The sequence below is a fragment of the Bradyrhizobium sp. LTSP849 genome, assembly GCF_000938255.1.
Lineage (GTDB): Bacteria > Pseudomonadota > Alphaproteobacteria > Rhizobiales > Xanthobacteraceae > Bradyrhizobium.
Map to the genome: position 1 here is coordinate 14,267 of NZ_JYMR01000056.1, position 19,726 is coordinate 33,992.

19 protein-coding genes are annotated in these 19,726 nt (G+C 61.3%); 14 read left to right on the forward strand and 5 right to left on the reverse strand.

The window, feature by feature from the left end:
- The first annotated feature begins 136 nt into the window (after positions 1-136).
- The 3 genes from UB31_RS37270 (at position 137) to UB31_RS37280 (ending at position 3,024) form a co-directional block, all read left to right on the forward strand.
- Positions 137-508 carry a hypothetical protein gene (locus UB31_RS37270; RefSeq protein ID WP_045006602.1) on the forward strand — a complete coding sequence of 124 codons (372 nt, stop codon included), beginning with the start codon at positions 137-139 and terminating at the stop codon, positions 506-508.
- 654 nt (positions 509-1,162) lie between these two features.
- Complete coding sequence (locus tag UB31_RS37275; protein WP_045006601.1) at positions 1,163-2,086, forward strand: LysR family transcriptional regulator; 924 nt, start codon at positions 1,163-1,165, stop codon at positions 2,084-2,086.
- Positions 2,083-3,024 (forward strand): LysR substrate-binding domain-containing protein, encoded by a 942-nt coding sequence (locus tag UB31_RS37280; RefSeq protein ID WP_156163240.1) that lies wholly within the window; start codon positions 2,083-2,085, stop codon positions 3,022-3,024. The genes UB31_RS37275 and UB31_RS37280 overlap by 4 nt, the downstream gene beginning before the upstream one ends.
- A gap of 35 nt (positions 3,025-3,059) precedes the next feature.
- On the opposite strand, the gene UB31_RS37285 is transcribed toward UB31_RS37280, so the two are convergent.
- Both UB31_RS37285 and UB31_RS37290 read right to left on the reverse strand, forming a co-directional pair.
- Positions 3,060-3,587 (reverse strand): HXXEE domain-containing protein, encoded by a 528-nt coding sequence (locus UB31_RS37285; protein WP_045006600.1) that lies wholly within the window; start codon positions 3,585-3,587, stop codon positions 3,060-3,062.
- Positions 3,588-3,675: 88 nt separating this feature from the next.
- Positions 3,676-3,951, reverse strand: coding sequence for a hypothetical protein (locus UB31_RS37290; protein WP_045014452.1), 276 nt, complete (start codon positions 3,949-3,951; stop codon positions 3,676-3,678).
- A gap of 538 nt (positions 3,952-4,489) precedes the next feature.
- On the opposite strand from UB31_RS37290, the gene UB31_RS40020 reads away from it, so the two are divergent.
- The 11 genes from UB31_RS40020 (at position 4,490) to UB31_RS37340 (ending at position 16,258) form a co-directional block, all read left to right on the forward strand.
- Positions 4,490-6,571, forward strand: a complete 2,082-nt coding sequence (locus tag UB31_RS40020; protein ID WP_050044935.1) for a DUF4387 family protein — start codon at positions 4,490-4,492, stop codon at positions 6,569-6,571.
- 152 nt (positions 6,572-6,723) lie between these two features.
- Entirely contained in the window at positions 6,724-6,975 is a 252-nt protein-coding gene (locus UB31_RS41005) for a hypothetical protein (RefSeq protein ID WP_082078772.1), read from the forward strand.
- A gap of 92 nt (positions 6,976-7,067) precedes the next feature.
- Complete coding sequence (locus UB31_RS37300) at positions 7,068-7,397, forward strand: hypothetical protein (protein WP_045006599.1); 330 nt, start codon at positions 7,068-7,070, stop codon at positions 7,395-7,397.
- 101 nt (positions 7,398-7,498) lie between these two features.
- A complete protein-coding gene (locus UB31_RS37305) occupies positions 7,499-7,780 on the forward strand; it encodes a hypothetical protein (protein WP_045006598.1) in 282 nt (93 codons plus the stop codon).
- Between the two features lie 91 nt (positions 7,781-7,871).
- Positions 7,872-9,104 (forward strand): alpha/beta fold hydrolase, encoded by a 1,233-nt coding sequence (locus tag UB31_RS37310; protein ID WP_045006627.1) that lies wholly within the window; start codon positions 7,872-7,874, stop codon positions 9,102-9,104.
- A gap of 12 nt (positions 9,105-9,116) precedes the next feature.
- Positions 9,117-10,910, forward strand: coding sequence for an ABC transporter ATP-binding protein (locus tag UB31_RS37315; protein WP_045006597.1), 1,794 nt, complete (start codon positions 9,117-9,119; stop codon positions 10,908-10,910).
- A 24-nt stretch (positions 10,911-10,934) separates the two neighbouring features.
- Entirely contained in the window at positions 10,935-11,945 is a 1,011-nt protein-coding gene (locus tag UB31_RS37320; protein ID WP_045006596.1) for a phospholipase D-like domain-containing protein, read from the forward strand.
- Between the two features lie 177 nt (positions 11,946-12,122).
- The gene (locus UB31_RS37325) at positions 12,123-12,428 is read left to right on the forward strand and encodes a hypothetical protein (protein ID WP_156163239.1); all 306 of its coding nucleotides are present in this window, start codon (positions 12,123-12,125) and stop codon (positions 12,426-12,428) included.
- 41 nt (positions 12,429-12,469) lie between these two features.
- Positions 12,470-13,726, forward strand: coding sequence for a DUF3300 domain-containing protein (locus UB31_RS37330; protein WP_050032054.1), 1,257 nt, complete (start codon positions 12,470-12,472; stop codon positions 13,724-13,726).
- 53 nt (positions 13,727-13,779) lie between these two features.
- Positions 13,780-15,207 carry a DUF4403 family protein gene (locus UB31_RS37335; RefSeq protein WP_082078774.1) on the forward strand — a complete coding sequence of 476 codons (1,428 nt, stop codon included), beginning with the start codon at positions 13,780-13,782 and terminating at the stop codon, positions 15,205-15,207.
- A 10-nt stretch (positions 15,208-15,217) separates the two neighbouring features.
- Positions 15,218-16,258 (forward strand): FUSC family protein, encoded by a 1,041-nt coding sequence (locus tag UB31_RS37340; RefSeq protein WP_050032051.1) that lies wholly within the window; start codon positions 15,218-15,220, stop codon positions 16,256-16,258.
- 797 nt (positions 16,259-17,055) lie between these two features.
- Here UB31_RS37340 and UB31_RS37345 read toward each other — a convergent pair.
- From UB31_RS37345 to UB31_RS37355, 3 genes are all read right to left on the reverse strand, one after another.
- Positions 17,056-17,550: an Lrp/AsnC family transcriptional regulator gene (locus tag UB31_RS37345; protein WP_045006594.1), complete on the reverse strand. Its 495-nt coding sequence runs from the start codon at positions 17,548-17,550 to the stop codon at positions 17,056-17,058.
- 242 nt (positions 17,551-17,792) lie between these two features.
- Complete coding sequence (gabT, locus tag UB31_RS37350) at positions 17,793-19,094, reverse strand: 4-aminobutyrate--2-oxoglutarate transaminase (RefSeq protein WP_045006593.1); 1,302 nt, start codon at positions 19,092-19,094, stop codon at positions 17,793-17,795.
- Positions 19,095-19,279: 185 nt separating this feature from the next.
- Positions 19,280-19,624 (reverse strand): tRNA-binding protein, encoded by a 345-nt coding sequence (locus tag UB31_RS37355; RefSeq protein WP_045006592.1) that lies wholly within the window; start codon positions 19,622-19,624, stop codon positions 19,280-19,282.
- Between the last annotated feature and the right edge of the window lie 102 nt (positions 19,625-19,726).

A 19,726-nucleotide genomic window follows, 5' to 3' on the forward strand; every position in this document is an offset into this window, starting at 1 on the left:
ATTTCGCACTGATGCGCCGGCACCCGAACAAACGAATGATCCAGAAATGGAAATGCGGGTTGGTTGATTCGCTTCTCGAAGCTCACGGCGCCATCGCGCCATAGCGCAAGATCCGCTGGTCGCTCGCGCCAGCGTATTGTTCGCGGCGGCAACGGGTGACGCCTTCGCCGGACTTGGCATCGACTATGGGGATGACGATCAGCCGATGTTAGTTGCCCGGCGCCTCAACAGAGAGCGAGTGCAGGTCGTTGGGCTCAGCGAAGGAACGCGCGACCAACTATTCTTAGCGCTGCGCCTCGCGTTGCTTGAACGCCGCACATCTGAACCGATTCCATTCATAGGAGACGACCTGTTGACGAGCTTCGACGAAGCCCGGACGTTGGCGGCGCTTCGGCTACTGGCGGCGGCAGGACAGAAGCGGCAGATTATTTTGTTTACGCATCATAGGCATGTCGCCGATCTTGCCAGGTCGCTGCAAGAAAATCGGATCGATTTTATCGACCTGTGAGATCGGCATAGAATTCACTGTTGCGTATGCTTGCCTGGTCTATATTCCATAACAACGGATGGGCGACTACCCGCTGTGGCGCCAAGCGGCGCGTCCTCGTCATTCGCGACTGATAAGGAATGGTCGCAAATGGAGTCAGTCTGCGGACTGATAAGGAAAGCCGACAAACCTTATCAGTTGAGACTGGACTCTGCTCTGCTCGAATGCAGACAGCGGCTGTGAGCATAGGAGGTCAACTAAGGTCTCAAAAGCGGACATCAAGTCACGACCATCAGCAGCGGCAAGATCGAAATGTGAGCGGGAAGCGAAATAATCTGGCGACTGCGAGCAAGCCGAGCGGAGCTATGTTAGCGGGGCGTTGAACCCGCCTAGTGCAGAACGCCGCAGAGTAGCTCATGAATGCGGGGGCGTGTCAGTTGAGGCGCTTGACCACTACCGATTGCCCTCGTGGGCGCTGCGATCGTCCCTTCCTCCGTCGTTCTCTCTAATCATCTGAAAAGACGAGAGTTGTTCCTACAATTCTCCGGTGAGGTCGCGACAACTTTGATGGTGCGAAGTCGCATACCCTGTGCAAAATTACGGTCGGTTGTTCGTCTGAAATGAGCCGAGTGGCTCCAAAACCCGCACAAGAAAGTGGCGGGGAGGAACGTGGTCATGCAGTTTCGCCATCTGCGCTATTTCGTGAAAGTTGTCGAGGCGGGCAGCTTTTCGCGTGCTGCCACAGAAATCCACGTCGCGCAGCCTGCGCTCAGCCAGCAGGTTGGGGAGCTTGAAGAACGGCTCGGCTTCACCCTGCTTGAGCGAAGCTCGCGCGGCGTTCGCCCCACTGCCGCCGGCCAGATCGTATTTCGCGAGGCCTCCGAAATCCTTCATCAGCTCGAACAGCTTCCCGGTCTTGTGCGGTCGACCAGCGGCGAGGTCGAAGGCATCGTCAATTTCGGAATTACGGTAGCTCTTGCAGGCGGTATCGCAGGCTCTGCCGTCGCGGCGTGTAAGGAAGCACTGCCAAAGGTGACGTTGAAATTCTCCGACGCTGACAGTGATGTGCTTCAAGCCCGGATCGAGGCGCAAACACTCGACATGGCCCTGGTGTTCGAAGACGACTTCGTGCCGAATTTCTCGCGGCTTCCCATTTTCAGGCAGCGTCTTTACCTAGTCCGGCGCGAGCCCCTGGCGGGGTGTCAGGGCGTGGTTTCGCTCGAACAGGTCGCGAAGCTGCCCCTCGTGCTGCCACCGCTTCCCAAGCATCGGCGCGTCGTCATCGATCGCGCCTTCGCGGAGGCGGGGTTGACGCCGAACATCGTCGCCGAAGCCGATGCTGCGCTCAGCGAGCTGTCCGCGGTTCGGTCCGGTGTCGGAAGTTCGATCTTCAACGCCGGGACGTTCGAGAATGTCTATCCGGGTGCGTTCGCCCCGCCGTTGCTCATTGAGCCGCCGATCTCCCTCACGTGTTCACTCGTGTCTTCAAGCGATTTCCCACTCACCCATGCCGGCGAGGCCGTGAAAGACGTGCTGATCCGCTTTGTGAAGGATCAAATCACCAAGAATACGCGGCCAGGCGCGGAACTGATCGCATGATGCAGTACCGCCACCTGCATTACTTTATCAGCGTGGTCGAGGCCGGAAGCTTTTCGCGCGCCGCATCTACGATCCACATCGCGCAGCCCGCGCTCAGCCAACAGATCGCGCAACTCGAGGAGCAACTCGGCGTGAGCCTGCTCTTGCGTAGCGTGCGCGGCGTTCGCCCGACCGCCGCAGGTGAGGTGCTGTATCGCGAGGCGTCTTCCATTTTGAAGCGGCTGGAGCAGCTTCCCGGCATCGTGCGGTCCGGCACCGGGGCCGCGGAAGGCCTTGTTCGGCTTGGGATGTCTTCAACCGTTATGCCCACAGCGCCTGTCGCATTCATCGAGCAATGCAGGGCTTCGTTGCCGAATGTCGCCCTCAGGATGGCAATCTCCGACAGCCCGACAGTCAAGCGGCGGGTGATCGCGCACGAACTCGATCTTGGTCTGGTGCTGGAAGATGACCTCGCGCCGACTTTCGCCCGCCAGCCGTTGTTCCGTCAGCGGCTGTTTCTAATACGCCCTGATGCGATATCGAAAGGCAAGCCGATGAAGCTTGCCGATCTCGTGTCGTTGCCGTTGATCCTCCCGCCATCACCGAACATTACGCGCACCGCGCTTGATCGCGCTTTCGCCGCAGCAAAACTTTCACCAAACGTCGTTATGGAAGCCGATATTGTGGCAGACATCATTGCGGCTGTGCGGGCAGGAGTAGGCGCCTCCGTGTTGCCGAAGGGCGATCTGTCCGACATGTCGGGCGATGATCTCGGCGAGCCCGAGCCCATCGAACCACCGATTTACCTTACGTGTTCGATGATTTCGTCGGGCAATTTTCCTCTCGCCAATGCGGGGGAGGCGGTGCGTGAGCTCTTTACCGAGTTTATCGAGACCACTCTGAACAAGACGCGAGCGCCAGGCGTCGAATGGATCGCTACGAGGCGCGCGAAGCCGTGAAAAAGCTCTCTTGTGCGAGTGGTCGGCGCCGATACTCAGGCGGCAGGTCTCCTGGCCTGGACCGGACCATTTAGCGCAGCGGGCGCCTCCGGATCGGCCTGTATGAAATATGGCTTCGACCTCAGCCGTAGCATGACGATGGGATAGGCCATGACCAGGCCGCCGATCAGTAAGCCCGCAATTGCGGTCGAGACGCCGACCTTTCCACTGTCGAGCGCGGTCCAGTAGGTGGCGATTCCGACCGGCAGAAACAACAGCACCGCGGTAACGAGCCCAGGCGAGAAGCGTCCCTTGAACCTGATCACCGGCACGATGTGAAACAGGACGGCGTTGATGAGCATCAGGCCCGCATAGGCGAGAGGGGCGATGGGCAGCGTCTCGGCCAGCATCGCCTGGGCGATGCCGAGTGCGACGACGATGCAGTTGGTGACGTAGAAGTCGTTCCATTCCACGGGGAGCGCGAGCGCGTTGCGCGCCCAGTTACGCCAGTCGAATGTGTATTCTTCCAGAATGTGCACCGCATAAGCGGCCATTCCGAGCCATGCCAGTGTTGTGAGGTTCATTGTTCTTTCCAATGTGGATCTGGTGATGAAGACAACGCAGAGAGCCGCGGGCAGATGTCGCGATGACGGCGACAACTGCCCGAAGGCGCTAGCCGCCGCCGTGTTCATCGGCGAACTCGATGCCGGCTTGCGTTTCGGCGACCGCCTGGCTGACCAGCTCCATGGCCTTCACGCGATGGCCGCCCTTGTTGGAGGTTGCCTGCCGCAGTTCGCCGAGCGCCTGGTAGAGCGAAGCCAGAGCGCGCTCCATGTTGCCCTGATAAGCATCGGCAGAATCCACGCTCGCGCCGACGAGCCCGATGGCGGCAACGCCGGGGGCTGCAGCGGTTGCAAAGCCGCGACGCGTGATCTTTGAATCAAACATGATGTGTCCTTTCGTTGTCAGAAGTGAAATGCAGCAGTTCTTGAATCGGTCAGCGATGGATGCAGGCCGTTCTGTGCGCCGCTTCAATCGGCGAAAGGCATGCGTCGCGCAAATACGGTCTCAGTATGCAGATATAGCGAACGCCGATAGCGACGCGGCACGGTCCGACAGGCATCGATCGAAGGCCTATCTCGTTGGGATTCGCGGCTGGACTTCGGGGATTACAGACCGCGACGCCGGCTCGTTGAGCGATAACAGACACGTGAATGACAGGCCTCAAGAGCGCTCAGGCCCGCGCTGCGCAAGGCTGAAGCCGCATCGTTTGTAGGCTAACAACCCCTTGACCAATCGCGCTATTTCCGACGAGCCCGCGGCAGACGGCTGACTTCCGGATGAGACGAGATCCGGACAGCCATAGCCGAAGCCGATAACTCTATATCGAAGCCATATTTGTTTTCGATGCCCCTCGGGCTCATTGCTCCGCCGCGTTCACGGGCGGCCCACATCGGATTGCCCTTCGCTTTGAGAGTGCTTTTCGATGTCCAACCTCATCTATCGTGTTGTCGCGGCCTGTGGGGCGCTCGGTTATGGCTATCCCAAGGAGTCGCTGCAGGCGGCCCTGAAGGGACGCGTCGACGCCATCATTTGCGATGGCGGTTCGATGGATGCAGGCCCCTATTATCTCGGGACAGGCACCGAATATTTCGAGCGCGAGGCGGTCAAGGCCGACTATCGGCACATGGTGGCGGCGGGCAAGCAAATTGGCTGCCCCGTCATTCTCGGCAGCAGCGGCATGGCAGGCGGCAACCGAAACCTCGATTGGATGATCGCGGTCGCCAAGGAAGTGTTCGCCGAGCTGAAAGTTGAAGGCGCCAAGGTCGCCGTCATCAGGTCCGAGCTCGATCCCGAGATCGTCATCCAGGAATTCCGCAATGGCGCGCTGCGCCCGACCGGCCTTGGGCCCGATCTCGACGAGCAGTCGCTGCGCGAGAGCGTCATCGTCGGACAGATGGGAGTTCATCCGCTCATCACGGCGATCGAAGCCGGCGCGCAGTATATCCTGGCGGGCCGTTCCTGCGACGTTGCCTTGTTTGCATCCGACATGATCCGCCGCGGCATCGACGCCGGATTGGCCTACCACGTCGGGCACGTGCTCGAATGCGGCGCCCTGGCCTGCGATCCCGGTTCGCCGTCCGACTGTCTGGTCGCAGAGATCTACGATGACGGCAGCGCGTTGTTCAGCGCACCGAACCCCACGCGGCGCTGTACTGCCTACTCAATTGCGGCTCACTCGCTCTACGAGGAAAGCCACCCGCAACTTCAGTTCTACCCCGAAGGTGTTTTGGCTCTGGAGAAGACCCAGTTCTTCTCCAAGGATAGCTGGACCGCGGGCATTCGCGGCAGCCGGTTCGTTCGGTCGAGCAAACCCTGGCCGTGGAGCATCAAGCTTGAAGGAGCCCGCCATCTGGGTACGCGCAAGGTGTCGCTGATCTACATCGATCCTGCCGCGCTGCCCAGGATCCCGTCCGAGGTGCTGGTTTATGGCCGCAACGGCGTACAGGCGACGCCGGTAGAAGCCTCCAAGCGTGAACTCGGCATCATCATCGAGACTGCAGCGCCGACGCAGGAGGCTGCCACCTTGCTGGCGAGCCTCCTCACGCATTATCTCATTCACTACGGCTATGCCGGGCGGAAAGCGACCGCCGGAAATATCGCCTATCCACTGTCGCCGAATTTGATCAGTTTCAAGCGCGACGACGGTCAGTTCGGAGCCATTGTCCCGAGCGGCACCCGCGATCCCGTGTTCTTTGCGAACTATCCGCGCATCAAGGAGGCGGTGATTGGGTTAATCGCGCAGGAGTTTCCTGACGCGCTTGCGAACGCCAGGTTCACCATCACCGAGGCCGATGCCGCGAACCCTGCGATCCTGCTGCGTAGCGTCGGCCATGATCCGGTCGAGCTCGCGTCGCGGCACCGGCAAGAGATCGAACGGATCACCAGCGTTGCGACTCCGAAGACGAATTCGCGGCTGAACCTGGACGCACCCGACGCCTATGTCTGGTCGCTCTACCATCTGCTTCAGAACGAGGACGTCATCAAGAACACGATGTTCCCCATCACCTATTACCGTGCCAGCGGCGCGGAATGGGCAGAAGAGAGCACTGCCAGGCCCAATTATTTCGACATCGGCGAGACCGGCTACTACGGCAATATCGACGATCGCACACTGTCGGTGATCGCAGATCATGCCCCAGCAGGTGCGCCTGTCGGCACGCAACGGCTCATCGACATGGCCGTGGTCATTCGCAGCAAGGACGCGGGAATCAACCGCCTGACGTTCGATGTCATCTTCGCGTCGGCCGAGAGTTACGAGGCCTCGCTTCACTCGAACGTATTCGCAAGGGAGCAGATCGCGAAGATCCTGAATGTCCCACTCGACCGCGTGGTGGGCACGTTCTTCGTCGATACCTGCAACGCTATCAAGATTTCCATCGACCGGCCGAACATCTCGGCGTCGATGGACGAACGGGACGTGTTCGGCGCCCAGCAGCAAGCCGCTATTGAGCATTTGAGCATTCCGATCTACGCGGCCGCCCTGGGCAGGGCGTCTTCGTTCTAAAGCCGCCCAATCGTCCGATCATTCGCAAAGCAGACCATTCGTGATGGGTTGCCGCGTTCTCGCGGCAACGCGCGATCGGCGATTTCTAACGATCCTCACAATTGATGAACAGGAGAAACATTGTGTTCAAAACTTGCTTCAGTGCCGCGGCTATGATCGCCGTCGTCCTCGCGGCAGCACTCGCCGCCACACAGCCCGCGGAAGCGCGGGATGGCTGCGGAGCCAACCGCTACCGCGGGCCGGGTGGTGCTTGCCACATGTTCGGCACTGGTCCTTACCCGGGCGGGTTCTACGGACCGCGCATGGCCGATAACGGCTGCCCTCCCGGCTATTGGCACGGTCCCTGGGGTCACTGCCGCGACACGGCGTATCACGGCCGTCTTCCTGGCGGCGGCTGGAAATAAAGAGCGCACCTTTGGCCGCGCGATCAATCCTCCCGTCGCGCGGCTCGCGTCTTCTCGCATGATCCGTGCACCAGAACCGAGCCGATAATTCGATGTCCAACCGATTAGCTATCCACGCGAGAGGCGACAGTCTGGCGTCGCACATCCTGCCGGTCTCGGGAACGATGATCGGCGTGTGTGCAACCATGATCGGGTTGGTCAAGCTCGCTGAAGCCAAGCACGGCACGTCGCATGTCGATGAATATGCGGCGATCGTGGCTGTGACCTTCCTCGCCAGCGCCCTGACATCCTATCTGTCGATCCGCTGGTTTAACCGCGCCAGGCTTAGCCTTTGGATCGAGCAGATCGCAGACTTGATCTTCCTCTGCGGCCTAGTCGGAATCACGCTGGTAGCCACGCTTTTCGCATACGAAGTGATCTGAGGCGTTCCAAGCCAGCAGGGTCAGCTGCTCAGGAGACATGTGCTCGTTTTGACAACCTAAGAATGTTTGCACCCAAATTCAAACGTCATTGGAGATCGATAATGCTGCCCCGATTGACCAAAGCCTTTGCCATCGCCTTGTCGGTTACCACGATCGGCACGAGCGCCTTCGCCCAAGGCACCATGCAACAGCAGAATGCCTGCAGGCCGGACGTTTTCAGGCTGTGCGGCAGCTACATCCCGAATGTCGGTGCGATCGTCGCGTGCCTTCAGGACAACGCGGCAAGTCTGAGCGAACCGTGTCACGATGTCATGTTCCCTGGCCATGTCGACCAAGGTGGCTACGAACAAGCCGCGCGCGCCCGATCTGGCGAGCTCCGCTGAGCCCTTCCGTCGACGGTGCGCCCCGTGATGCCGCGCGGCGTGCGTTCTCTTCCATCGTTTGATCCATGACGAGGCTATGATGAAGAATCTCATGAAGTCCCGGGCCGTTGCGCCTCGGCTGGCTCGCTGGTTCAGCGCGCTGCTTTGTGCCGTGACGATGTCGCTGCCATCCATGAACGCGCAGGCGCAGACGGCGTTTTACGAAGCGTCGCCCCGGGAACTCGCAGGACCGCCCGGCAGCCTGATCCGCTCCGAGCCGATGATGTTCGCGCCCGCGGGAGCGCAAGCCTATCGCGTGCTGTACCGTTCGGTCGGTATGCACGGCGAGCCAATCGCCGTATCCGGCATCATCGTGGTGCCGCCCGGTCCTATGCCTTCCGGCGGCCGACCGATCGTGGCCTGGGCACATCCGACCACCGGCGTCGTACCGCATTGTGCGCCATCGCTCGCAATCTTCGCATTTCAGCAGATGGCGGGGCTCCGCCAGCTCGTCGAGCAGGGCGCGGTGGTTGCCGCGACCGATTATCCCGGCCTCGGGACGGCCGGCCCGCATCCTTATCTCGTCGGTGACAGCGAAGCGCGTGCGGTGATCGATTCGGTGCGTGCCGCGCGCAGCTTTCCCGGGGTCGGCGAAGGCAACAGCTTTGCCGTGTGGGGGCATTCGCAAGGCGGCCAGGCGTCGCTCTACACCGGGCTGATCGCCGGGACCTATGCTCCGGAGTTGCACCTGGTTGGTGTCGCCGCCGCGGCGCCGGCGACGTCGCTTGTGACCCTGATGGGCGACGACTTCAAGACGTCCGGCGGCAAGAATCTAACGGCGATGACCTTGTGGTCCTGGTCGCGCGTCTATGGGGCGCCGATCGACAAGGTCGTTTTGCCTCAGGCGATGCCGACCGTCGACCGGCTCTCGAACGAGTGCATCGAGTCAATCTTCGACATCATGGAGCGGCGCCAGACTGAAAAGCCGCTCGAGCAGGCGTTCCTGTCGGTCGCGAGCATCGCAACGGTCGAACCGTGGCGCTCGCTGGCCGTTCGCAACACGCCGGTCGCTCTCTCGCCGCAGATTCCGCTGTTCCTCGCGCAGGGCAGCACCGACAACATCGTCCGTCCCGAGACTACGCGCGCGTACATGCAGCGGCAATGCGAGGCCGGCGGCAAGGTCGCCATGATGTCGGTTCCGGGCGTCGGGCATGGCTTCGTCGCACGCGACAGCGCCGAAGCCGCGGTGAGCTGGATGATGGACCGCTTCGCGGGCCGGCCCGCGCCCAGCGACTGCGGCAAGCCGGCGCCCGCGATGGCTCCGGCCGAAGCCTCGGCCCGATAGGAGCGCCCACCAATGTCACGCCTGGTGCTCGACCTGCTCCGGCCCTATCGCGGCTGGCTCGCCATCGTCTTCATCGCCATGCTGATCGAGATCGTGGTCGGTCTCGCAGCCCCTTGGCCGCTGAAACTCGTGATCGACGATGCGCTCGGAAACCATCACCTTCCGCATTGGCTGGAATGGGCGCATGACTACGGTTTCGGCAAGCACACGCTCGGCGTCGCGCTATTCGCGGGCGTAGCGACGCTGGCCATCGCCGTGGTCGGTGCGATCGCGGGCTACATCGATAATTATTATACGACGAGCGTAGGGCAGTGGGTTGCCAACGATCTGCGCCTGCGAATCTACGAGCATCTTCATCGGCTGTCGTTGCGCTATTACGACCATGCCCGGATCGGAACACTGGTCTCGACGATCACCAGCGACGTCGCAACCATCCAGGATTTCGCGTCGTCGTCGACGCTCGACATCGTGATCGATCTGCTGACCATTGTCTTCATGGTCGGACTGATGTTCTGGCTGGACTGGGACTTCACGCTCATCGCGGTCGCCTTCACACCGGTTCTTCTGCTGTTCGTATTCCGCTTCAAGTGGGCGGTGAAGGAGGCGACCCGCGCGGTCCGTGTGCGCCAGAGCGAGGTCCTTTCTATCGTTCAGCGCGGCCTGAGCACGATCAGGGTCACCAAGGCGTTCGGACGGCAGGATCTCGAGCTTGCCAATCTGGAAGCGGCGAGCCGCGCCACTGTCGAGGCCGCGCTCCGCGCCCGAAAGATCAAGTCATTGATGTCGCCTCTCGTGAGCATCGTAGTGGCGATCTGCACTGCCATCGTGCTCTGGAAAGGCACGGCACTGATCGTGGCGGGAACCATGACCGCCGGCGCTCTGACCGTGTACCTTGCCTACCTCAAGAGGTTCTTCAAACCCGTGAAGGACCTCGCCAGCATGACCAGCACGATCGCGCAGACCACCGTCGCGCTGGAACGCATCCAGACCATCCTGTCCGCAGACGAGGTGATCGACGAGCGCGCTGGCGCGGTTGACACCGGCCGGGTACGAGGCGCCATCAGCTTCGATGGGGTCAGCTTCGGCTACGAGACGGGCGAGCAGATCCTGAACGAAGTGTCGTTCGATATTCAGCCCGGCCAGGTCGTCGGTTTCGTCGGTCCGACTGGGTCGGGCAAATCGACGCTGCTGAGCCTGTTGCCCCGCTTTTACGATCCGCGGCTCGGCCGCATCCTGATCGATGGCGTCGATGTCGCAGACTACAAGATCGCGTCCCTGCGTGCACAGATCGGCTTCGTGCTCCAGGATACGGTCCTGTTTCCCGGAACGATCCGCGAGAACATCGCTTATGGCCGTCCTGACGCGAACGAAGCGGAGATTTTGGCTGCCGCCCATGTCGCCAATGCCGATGATTTCATCGCGCGCATGCCGCATGGTTACGATACCCTTGTCGGCGAGCACGGAAGCACCCTGTCGGGCGGTCAACGTCAGCGTATCGCGATCGCGCGCGCTGTCGTACGCAACAGCCCCATTCTCGTGCTGGATGAGCCGACTGCGGCGCTGGATCCGCAGTCCGAACGGCTTGTCATCGATGCGCTTCATCGCCTGATGAAAGGGCGGACGGTGCTTATGATCGCCCACCGCCTGAACACGCTGGTCAATGCCGACAAAATCATTGTGCTCAGGGATGGGGTAGTGGCCGAAGAAGGCGGCTACGACGAACTGATCGCGCGCGGCGGTGACTTTGCCGAGTTGAGCCGGATCCAGCATCAGACTGCGCCGTCTCACGCCGCCGATGCGGCCTGAACCCAGCAAGAAAGAGCAAGCACCATGTCACACAGGCTGATCGTTCTTCCCGATGACGGCGCCGATGCGATCGTCGCACCCATCGATGCCGCCAAACATAGCCTTAACATCAGGATGTTCCTGTTCACCGACCCGGCGTTGCTCGAGGCCGTGGTCGCGGCCCGTCGCCGCGGCGTGAATGTTCGCGTCATGCTCAACCCGGCGCGGCGAGACGGAACGAGCGACAACGACGTCGCCCGCGAAACCCTTCTCACGGCAGGTGTCTCGGTAAAAGACAGCAGCACGGAATTTGCCGTGACGCATCAGAAGTCGATGGTGATCGACGGTCGGGTAGGCTTCATCGAATCCCTCAACTGGGAGACGCGTGACCTCACGGAGACGCGGGACTACGCGGTCGAGACCACCAAGATGTCGGAAGTTGCCGAGATGGTCCGTTGTTTCGATGCCGACTGGGCCGAGCAGAAATTCTCGCCCGACCCGGCGTCTCATTTGATCTGGTGTCCGAACAACGGTCGCCAGCGCATCGCGGATTTCATCGATGGCGCGAAGGAAACGCTCTGGCTCCAGAATGAGCGCTACCAGGACATGGTGATCATCGAGCGGCTTGTGCGGGCGGTGAATCGGGGCGTCAAGGTCCGGATCATGTCCCGCGCGCTTCACAAGCTGAAGCACAAGAAGCTGTTCGAAGGCGTCAGCGGGCTGCGAATCGTGCATGACGTCGGCGCCAAGGTTCGGACGCTGCGGCATCTGAAGCTGCATGGCAAGATCATGGTAGCGGACGGCAGCCGCGCCATCGTCGGCTCGATCAATCTCAGTCCCGGCAGTTTTGACGATCGGCGCGAGTTGGCAATCGAAACTGGATCGGACCATGTGGTGCAGCGTCTGATCGCGACCGTCGAGCGCGACTGGAAGCGGTCGAAAAAGCTCCCGCTATCCGACGCGGCGGTGCTTGCCGATCTGGAGGGCCGTGGCCTCGGTGAGGTCAACCGACTGGCGCTTGGCGGAGTCGCGCCCGACGAAGGATACCAGCGCTAGGCAAGCTTCCGGATGTGGTCAACGGTCCCGTCGCCGGATATATCGCGCGCCGATACCCGCATATTGAAGCGGTATTTGTATTCGAAGGCGTCCAGGCGCATGTGTTCATCGCGTTGAGAGCGGGCCAACCGCCGCCCACGAAGATCTTTTTCTCACACCGACAAAGGACAACAAGACATGACAACGACCTTGGACATAAATTCCCGTAAAGATTGTAAATTAACAACAAAGTTCGTTTTGAGAGCATCTATCTCCACCTGCGCTGCCCTGACCATTGCGGCGCTGGCCGGCCTGTTCAGCGCCACCCAGGCGCAAGCCTTTTCCTGCGGCCGAAGCGCGATCGGCGCCGGTTGCGTCGGCCCGCGCGGAGGCGTCGCCTTCAATCGCAATGGCGCAGTCGCGGTCGGCCGTTACGGCAATGTCTACGCCTATCGGCGTGGATCCACCTGCTACTGGCGCAACAACCAGCGCATCTGCCCATAAACCGAAGGCGCTTTGCGCGAACTGACGACAGGACAACAACCGTGACAAACAAGACTTTCTCGGCGCGCAGGCGCTTCAACATCGCCGGCGCGGCCGTCGTGATCGCACTGAGTTTCGCCGGCGCACCGGCGCAAGCACAGGACGCCACTGCGCCACAGGCTCAAACCCAGAGCCAGGCGCCGTCCAGGCTTTCCGAGGGCCAGCTCGAACAGCTCGTCGCCCCCATCGCGCTCTACCCTGATCCTCTGCTGACGCAGGTGCTGATGGCAACGACCTATCCACTCGAGGTCGTCGAGGCCGCGCGCTGGTCGCACGATAATCCTGGTGTGACCGGCTCCGAGCTGCAGAGCGCGATGCAGAGCCAGCCCTGGGATCCAAGCGTCAAGGCGCTTGCGGCTGTGCCGCAGACCCTTCAGATGATGAGCGACAAGCTCGACTGGACGCAACAACTCGGCGATGCCTTTCTTGCGCAGCAACAGGACGTCATGGCGGCCGTGCAGACGTTGCGCGCGGAGGCGCAGGCGACGGGGAATCTGCAATCGAACGCGCAGCAGCGCGTCACCTCCGAGCCGGCGCCCGCGGACGTCGCGGCGCCATCGCGGCAGCAGGCGATCGTGGTCGAACCGGTCAATCCCGATGTCTATTATGTTCCGGTTTACGATCCGAGCGTGGCCTACGGCCAGTGGGGATATCCGGCCAATCCGCCCTTCTACTGGTCGCCGCCGGGGTTCATCGCCAGCAACATCGTTTCGTTCGCCGCGGGCGTCACCGTCGGCGCTGCGATCTGGGGCGGATGCGATTGGTGGCACAACAACGTGATCATCAACGTCAATCGCTTCAACACATTCAATCGCACAGACATCACGAACAATATCTGGGTCCATAACCCAGCCCATCGCGGTGACGTGCCATACCACAACGCCGCTGTGGCCGAGCGCTTCGGCCGCGGCAACACCGTCGCGGCGCGTGAGGCACTGAACAATCGTATCGGAAACGGACGTCTGGATCTGCCTCGCGAGGCCGACCGTAAGTTCGACGGCGCAGGCGAGGCGGCCAAAGTCATGGACGCGGCTGGAGCAGCCAAGCGCATTCCCGATCTCGTCAAACCTACCGCTCCGAGGATTGCGCCGAGACAGGCGAACCGCGCGATGCCGCGGCGCAATCTGGATCGCCCGATGGCCGAGGCACGCCCCCAGTTCGACCGTCCGCGCGCCGAGATGTTCCGGCGCGAGCCTCGGGCCTTTGGTGATGACGGCGGGTTTGCCGATCATTTCGGTGGCGGCCGTCATCGCCTTTGAGCCCGGCGCGCCAGTTTGTCCTGAATTTCACGACCTAGAGATGGAGACCCATCATGAAAACGAACCATCAAGCCAGTTGCTACGCCATTCGGCGTTCCGCGCGCGCGACGCTCGCTGTTCTCAGTCTCTTCGGATTGACGTCCGTCGCCTCGGCTGCCGACAAGCCGCCTCTGGCTCCCGACACCGTAGCGCCGTTCAGCGCCGATTCTCGCATCTCGGCGAGTATCGAGCTCGGGCTGCCTGCGCTTGCCGCGGATATCGGTAAGGATATTCCACGACGTCTTGCAAGCATCGATGAGCGGGTCAGCTGTGTGCATCGACGCGTGCTGTTCTTCCGCGTCAACGCCAATTGCGATATCTGGGGGTATGTCGAACGCTCCGGTCCGGTCTCTCTCTACGGCCGCGGCGACCGCGTCTACGGCTTGGTTCCGATTCATGGCGTGCTCGAAGGGCAGGGCGCCAACAGGTTCACTGCGCGCATCCACGGCGAAACGGAGGCCAGCGCGACGATCGAGGCCGAGGCGCATCCGCAGCTTGGCCGCGACTGGTCGCTCGATCTGAACTTCAGCGACGGCTTTCACTGGAGCGAGCCGCCGGTGCTGCGTGTGATGGGCCGCGAGATACCATTGGCGAAATATGCCGAACCTCGCATCCACACCCAGCTTGGTATCGTCAGGTCGCATGCACTTGCGGCCGCGCGACGTCTCGATCTTCACGACAAGGCGGTCGCCGCCTGGCGGCACGCTTTTGAGCCGATCCAGCTCTCCGACAATCCCGCCGTGTGGCTGCAGATCACGCCGCAGAATGCCGCTTTCGCGGGTGTCCGTGCCGATACAAAGGTCTTGCGGGGATCGCTCGAGTTGTCCGGGACGGCTACGACCATCGTAGGCCAGGCTCCGCCGGCTGTCACGGCAGCGCCGCTGCCGCCCCTGGGCCACGACGTCGATGCTCCCGGCACGTTCGACGTCATTCTTCCGGTCAAGATCGGCTACGACACGATCAAGGACAGACTGAAGCAGGCGATCGCGGCGATGCCCGCGCTGCCGGGCATCTCGGTTCGTGACGTCGAAATCTACCCGTCATCCGGCAAACTAGTGATCGGCTTGCGCGTCACAAAGGCATCGGAGACGGATGCTAACGCCGGCAACTGGATCTATCTCACCGGCGGAATCCAGGTCGACGCCGACGGTCATGCCGTCAGTCTGTCCAATCTCTCAGTCATCTCGGGTGACGAAGCACTGGCTCCGCTGGTCGAGCCGATTGCGGCAGAGCTCGGATCGAAAGCAAATGTCGACTATGGGATTGCCTACGAGAATCTGCTGAATGCCGCCAATTCTAGGCTCTCCAGGCCGTTGAAGGATGGCTTCCGTATGGAAGGGCATCTGTCCTCGGCGAAGCTCGAAAAGGTCTATTTGCCTGCAGATGGCATCGTCATCGCGCTGCGAGCCAGCGGGGATCTAAAGATTCTCTACGGCATGTAGCAGGCCGATCATGGTCGATTTCAAGCGCGGTGCCTGGCTCGACCGGATTGATCCGGGTGCGCATAGGCGCGTCAAGGGATTACGCTTGGCGACCGCCTTTGGCCTCGCCGCGATGCTGGCAACCATGCCGGGCATCGCGGAGGGGCGGGGGCCGCTGCTTGGCGTATTCGCGGCCGGCTTTGCGCTATGGGCAAGCGTGTCGGAGTCGCAGGCGACCAGATACGAATCGGCCCGCGATCTCCTGATTCTTTGTCTCGCGGCAGGCATTGGTGCCGCAATCTTTGTTGCTGTACGGCCTGTGCTCGGTCCCGTTTGGGACGAATTGACGTTGGTTACAGGAGCTTTCTGCGTCGGGTATCTCAGGCGCTACGGAGTTCTCGGTGCTGGCGTCGGATCACAGATCTTCATTGGACAGCTCCTGGCTTTCACCTCCGGTGCGGCGCTCCAGGACCTCGGGACAATCGCGTTGGCCACCTCCCTTGCCGGGCTTGCCGCAATCGTGCCTCGGCTGCTGAGCGGACCGGCTGAAAAGCCGGCGCTCTCGCCGCGAGTTGACATTCCAGCCGATGGCGACATTGCCTTCACTGAATCGGTCATGGGTCTGCAAGCCGCGTTCGCCTCGCTCATCATCGTAGTTCTCGGACAAGCTCTAGGACTTACGGAGTCCGCCTGGGCAATTGCGGCGTGCACCTACGTTGTGACAGGCTCGCTTGCCGGCACCATCGATCGCATCCGGCGGCGCGTTGCGGGTACGTTGGTCGGCGTGCCACTGGGACTTGCTTGCCTGCCGATTGCAGCTCACGCGCCATTGATAGTGTGGGTAGCGGCCGCCTTTGCCATGATCATCTATTCGATGGCGCTGCCCGAACACTATGAGGTCGCTTGTGGGGCCTATGCGTTCGCACTCGTTGTCACCATGGGCGCGAGCGGAGAATATCCGGCCGCTGTCCTCGTCGCCAGGGGATGGGAGACGATACTTGGGGGCGCGATCGGCATTGCTGTCGTCCTGCTGTTCGCAAAGTTGCCATTTGCGCGACAGCATCAATGTTAAATTTTTCTGGCTTTGAGACTCACGAATTTCAAAGCGATGGGGGCGTTGGAGAGGGCCACCAATTTTGATTGCCGCTAGATATGTGTGCAGAGTCCTTACCATCATTGCATGTATTCCGGGACGCGCTCATCCCGACATCGGGATTGATGCGCCCAGGGCCAGAAGCGGCTGTGCACATGTTGATAGCCAATCCGCTGAATTTATTGCGGTTCGTCGTCGGCATCGAAGACCACTTGTCGGGTCCTTCCGCTTTCTGCCTGAAACTCTGACCGCTATTGCAGGCAGCCTTCATCTGATAAAGCCCTGGTCGCAATGGGGGTCAGTTCTTGGACTGATAAGGTTTCTAACAAAATGGAGTCAGTTCGCGACTGATAAGGTTTTTGCCGAAAGCTTATCAGTCTGGCGGCGACGAGTTCGAGTCGCGCTCCCGCTACCAAGCCAGCGATTTTGCACTCCAAACTACGATTTTGTGCGCTTTCCTGCGGAAGATAGTAGACAACTCACCGCATTCTGGGACAGAGCTGCCGGAGCATTGGCCGCGATGCCGCTTGAGACGAGTGCAATCAGCACTGTGCGCGTCACGTAGGATTAGCTGATCCTCCGCCTCGGCCTTCCGAGAAGGGCTTGCGCTGGCGATTTCGGCTCATCCCTCTTAGCGTTCCGTTTCAATGCCGACTCTCGAACCGCCGCGCTGGCCCCTTCTTGCAAAAGCCGTTGGGCGGAGATCCAAAGACAAAGAGGATCGCCGCTTGCTGCCTGGGCCAATTGGAGCGCCAGCAGCGATGCGGTTGCTTGGCTCATTGCGGGGGATCGAGCAGCGTTTTGAGCGGAAGAACACTTTTCACTATGGGCGATTTCAGCACGATGTAGCTGAAGTATTTCTCGATCCCGATGTTGCGTTCGAGCAGGTGTTCCATTCCCTCCTGGTAGTGGCTGATGTTGCGGCACACGAAACGCAGCAAATAGTCGTAGCCGCCGCTGACAAGGTGACACTCCATCAGCTCGTCTACCTTGCGCATACTGGCCTCGAATTTCACGAAGTCCTCCTTGCGATGGTCGACCAACGTGATTTCGGTGAAGACGCTTATGCTCTCGGTTAGCTTCGCAAGGTTAATTTGCGAGCCGTAGCCAGTGATGTACCCGGCCGATTCCAGCCGCTTGACGCGTTGCAGACACGGGCTCGCCGAAAGGCCAACTGCCTCAGCCAGATTGGCGTTGGTCATCCTCCCGTCGTTCTGCAACTGGACGAGGATGTTCAAGTCAATCCGATCGAGCTTCGGGACGCCGTTCAAAGAATCGTCTCCATGTTGCCGGTGGGATTTCCTCCGCTGCTACGGTTCGCCAGCGCTAGCCAGGCGGCACGACAAGTCCGTAGAGCAGCCGGGCAGGTCCGCGTCGCGCCGCGGCGTTTTGCTCGACTGGCAGGCGGTCCGGGCCGCACCGGATGGCGGCGCTCGGACGGCAATATTATAAGCGCTACAGCGTCCCTCGCGAGATGGCCGGACACTTAAGTGTCCGGCCTAGCGCCCACAGCCTACGCGACCGCCTTTGCGCTTTCGGCCGACAGCGCCGCGTCGATGATAACGAGAGCCTTGTCCAGGTTCTCGTCCGAGACAACCAGGGGCGCCAGAAAGCGGATCACGTTACGGTGGACACCGCACTTGATCACCAGGAGTCCGCACTGACGGGCTTGATCGATGACGCGTTGCGCGCGGTCCGGGTCGGGCGTCTTGGTCTTGCGGTCCTTGACCAACTCGATGGCCTGCATGAAGCCCAGCCCTCGCACGTCGCCGATGATCGCGTGCCTCCGAGCGAGTTCGCGGAGGCCTGCTTCGAGCCTCTGGCCGAGACGCTCCGCACGATCGAGCAGCTTGTCCTGTTCGAAGGCCTCCAGAACCGCGAGTGCGGCGGCACAGCCGATGGCGTTGCCGCCGTAGGTGCCACCGAGACCGCCGGGGAGGGGAGCGTCCATGATCTCGGCTCGCCCGATGACGCCCGACAAGGGAAATCCACCGGCGAGGCTTTTAGCGACGGTCACCAGATCGGGTTGGATCCCGGAGTGCTCGAAGCCGAAAAGTTTTCCGGTCCGTCCGAAGCCGGTCTGGATCTCGTCAGCGATGAGCACGATGCCGTGGCGCTTGGCGATCTCGCGCAGCGCCTTGAGGAATGGAGCCGGGGCGGGCAGGAAGCCTCCATCTCCCTGCACCGGCTCAATAATGATCGCGGCGACACGATCCGGAGCGATCTCGGTTGCGAACACCTCATCGAGCGCTTCGAGCGCGCGCTCGGTCGTCATGTCGCGATAGGAGTCCGGGAAGGCTGTGTGGAAGATCTCGGAAGCGAACGGTCCGAAGTTCTGCTTATAGGGCTGGCTCATGCCGGTGAGGCTTATGCCGAGCATCGTGCGGCCATGAAAGCCGCCCCTGAACGCGATCACGGCGGAGCGGTTGGTGTAGGCGCGAGCGATCTTGACGGCGTTCTCGACCGCTTCGGCACCCGAAGTAAGGAAGATGCTCTTGTAGGCCTCACCCTTGCCGACCAGGCGGTTCAGCTTCTCGGCGAGATCCAGATACGGCCGGTAGGCCGCGACCTGGAAGGCCATATGGGTGACGCTCTTGAGCTGCTTCTCGACCGCGGCCACGACTCGCGGATGGTTGTGTCCGACGTTGAGCACGCCGATGCCTGCGACGAAGTCGAGATACTCTTTACCTTCCACGTCCCAAACCAACGCGCCTTCCGCGCGCGCGATGGTGATCGGATGGGCGGTGAGGACGCCGCGCGCGATATTGGCGTTACGCAGTGCGGCAAGCTCGACGGCGGTTTGAGCGGCTGACATGGCTGGATCCCTTGCTGGTGTATCGGCCTCGCCACCGGGCGCTGGCCTTGCAGAAATCCTACCCGCGCCGCCCCGATCAAATTGCCGAAGACGAGACACAGACAGCAAGCTCTATCGTCGTCGGAGTTCCAAACCGCAGGGCGTGCTGCCGTGCTGCGCCGAGAGTGAAGGGGTAGTGCCTTCAGCTAGAAGATCGGCTCTCCGACCGCGACCTTGCTGCGGGGGCCAAGCACGATCACATTCCGGTCGGCATTCTTCGCGCCCAGAATGAGCAATTCGGAAGTGAAGCCCGCGATATTCTTCGGGCCGAGATTGCAGATGCAGACGACGAGCGAGCCGACCAGCGCCTCCGGTTCGTAGTTGGTGATCTGAGCGCTCGACCACATGGTTCGTTCGGCTCCGACATCGACGCCTACCTTATAGGAAGGATTGCGCGCCCTGGTAAAGGGTTCGACCTCGACGACCCTGCCAATCCGGATGTCGAGAGGGGCGAAGTCGTCGTAGGTAGTTTGGGCCTTCAGTTGCGTCATATCGCGGACCTCGGTCAGGATGGGCGTGCTTTTCGGCGATCATTAGAACATGTGGCAGCAGCAGGACATTCCGTAAGAACCGGCGGGACGGCAATTTTTGCG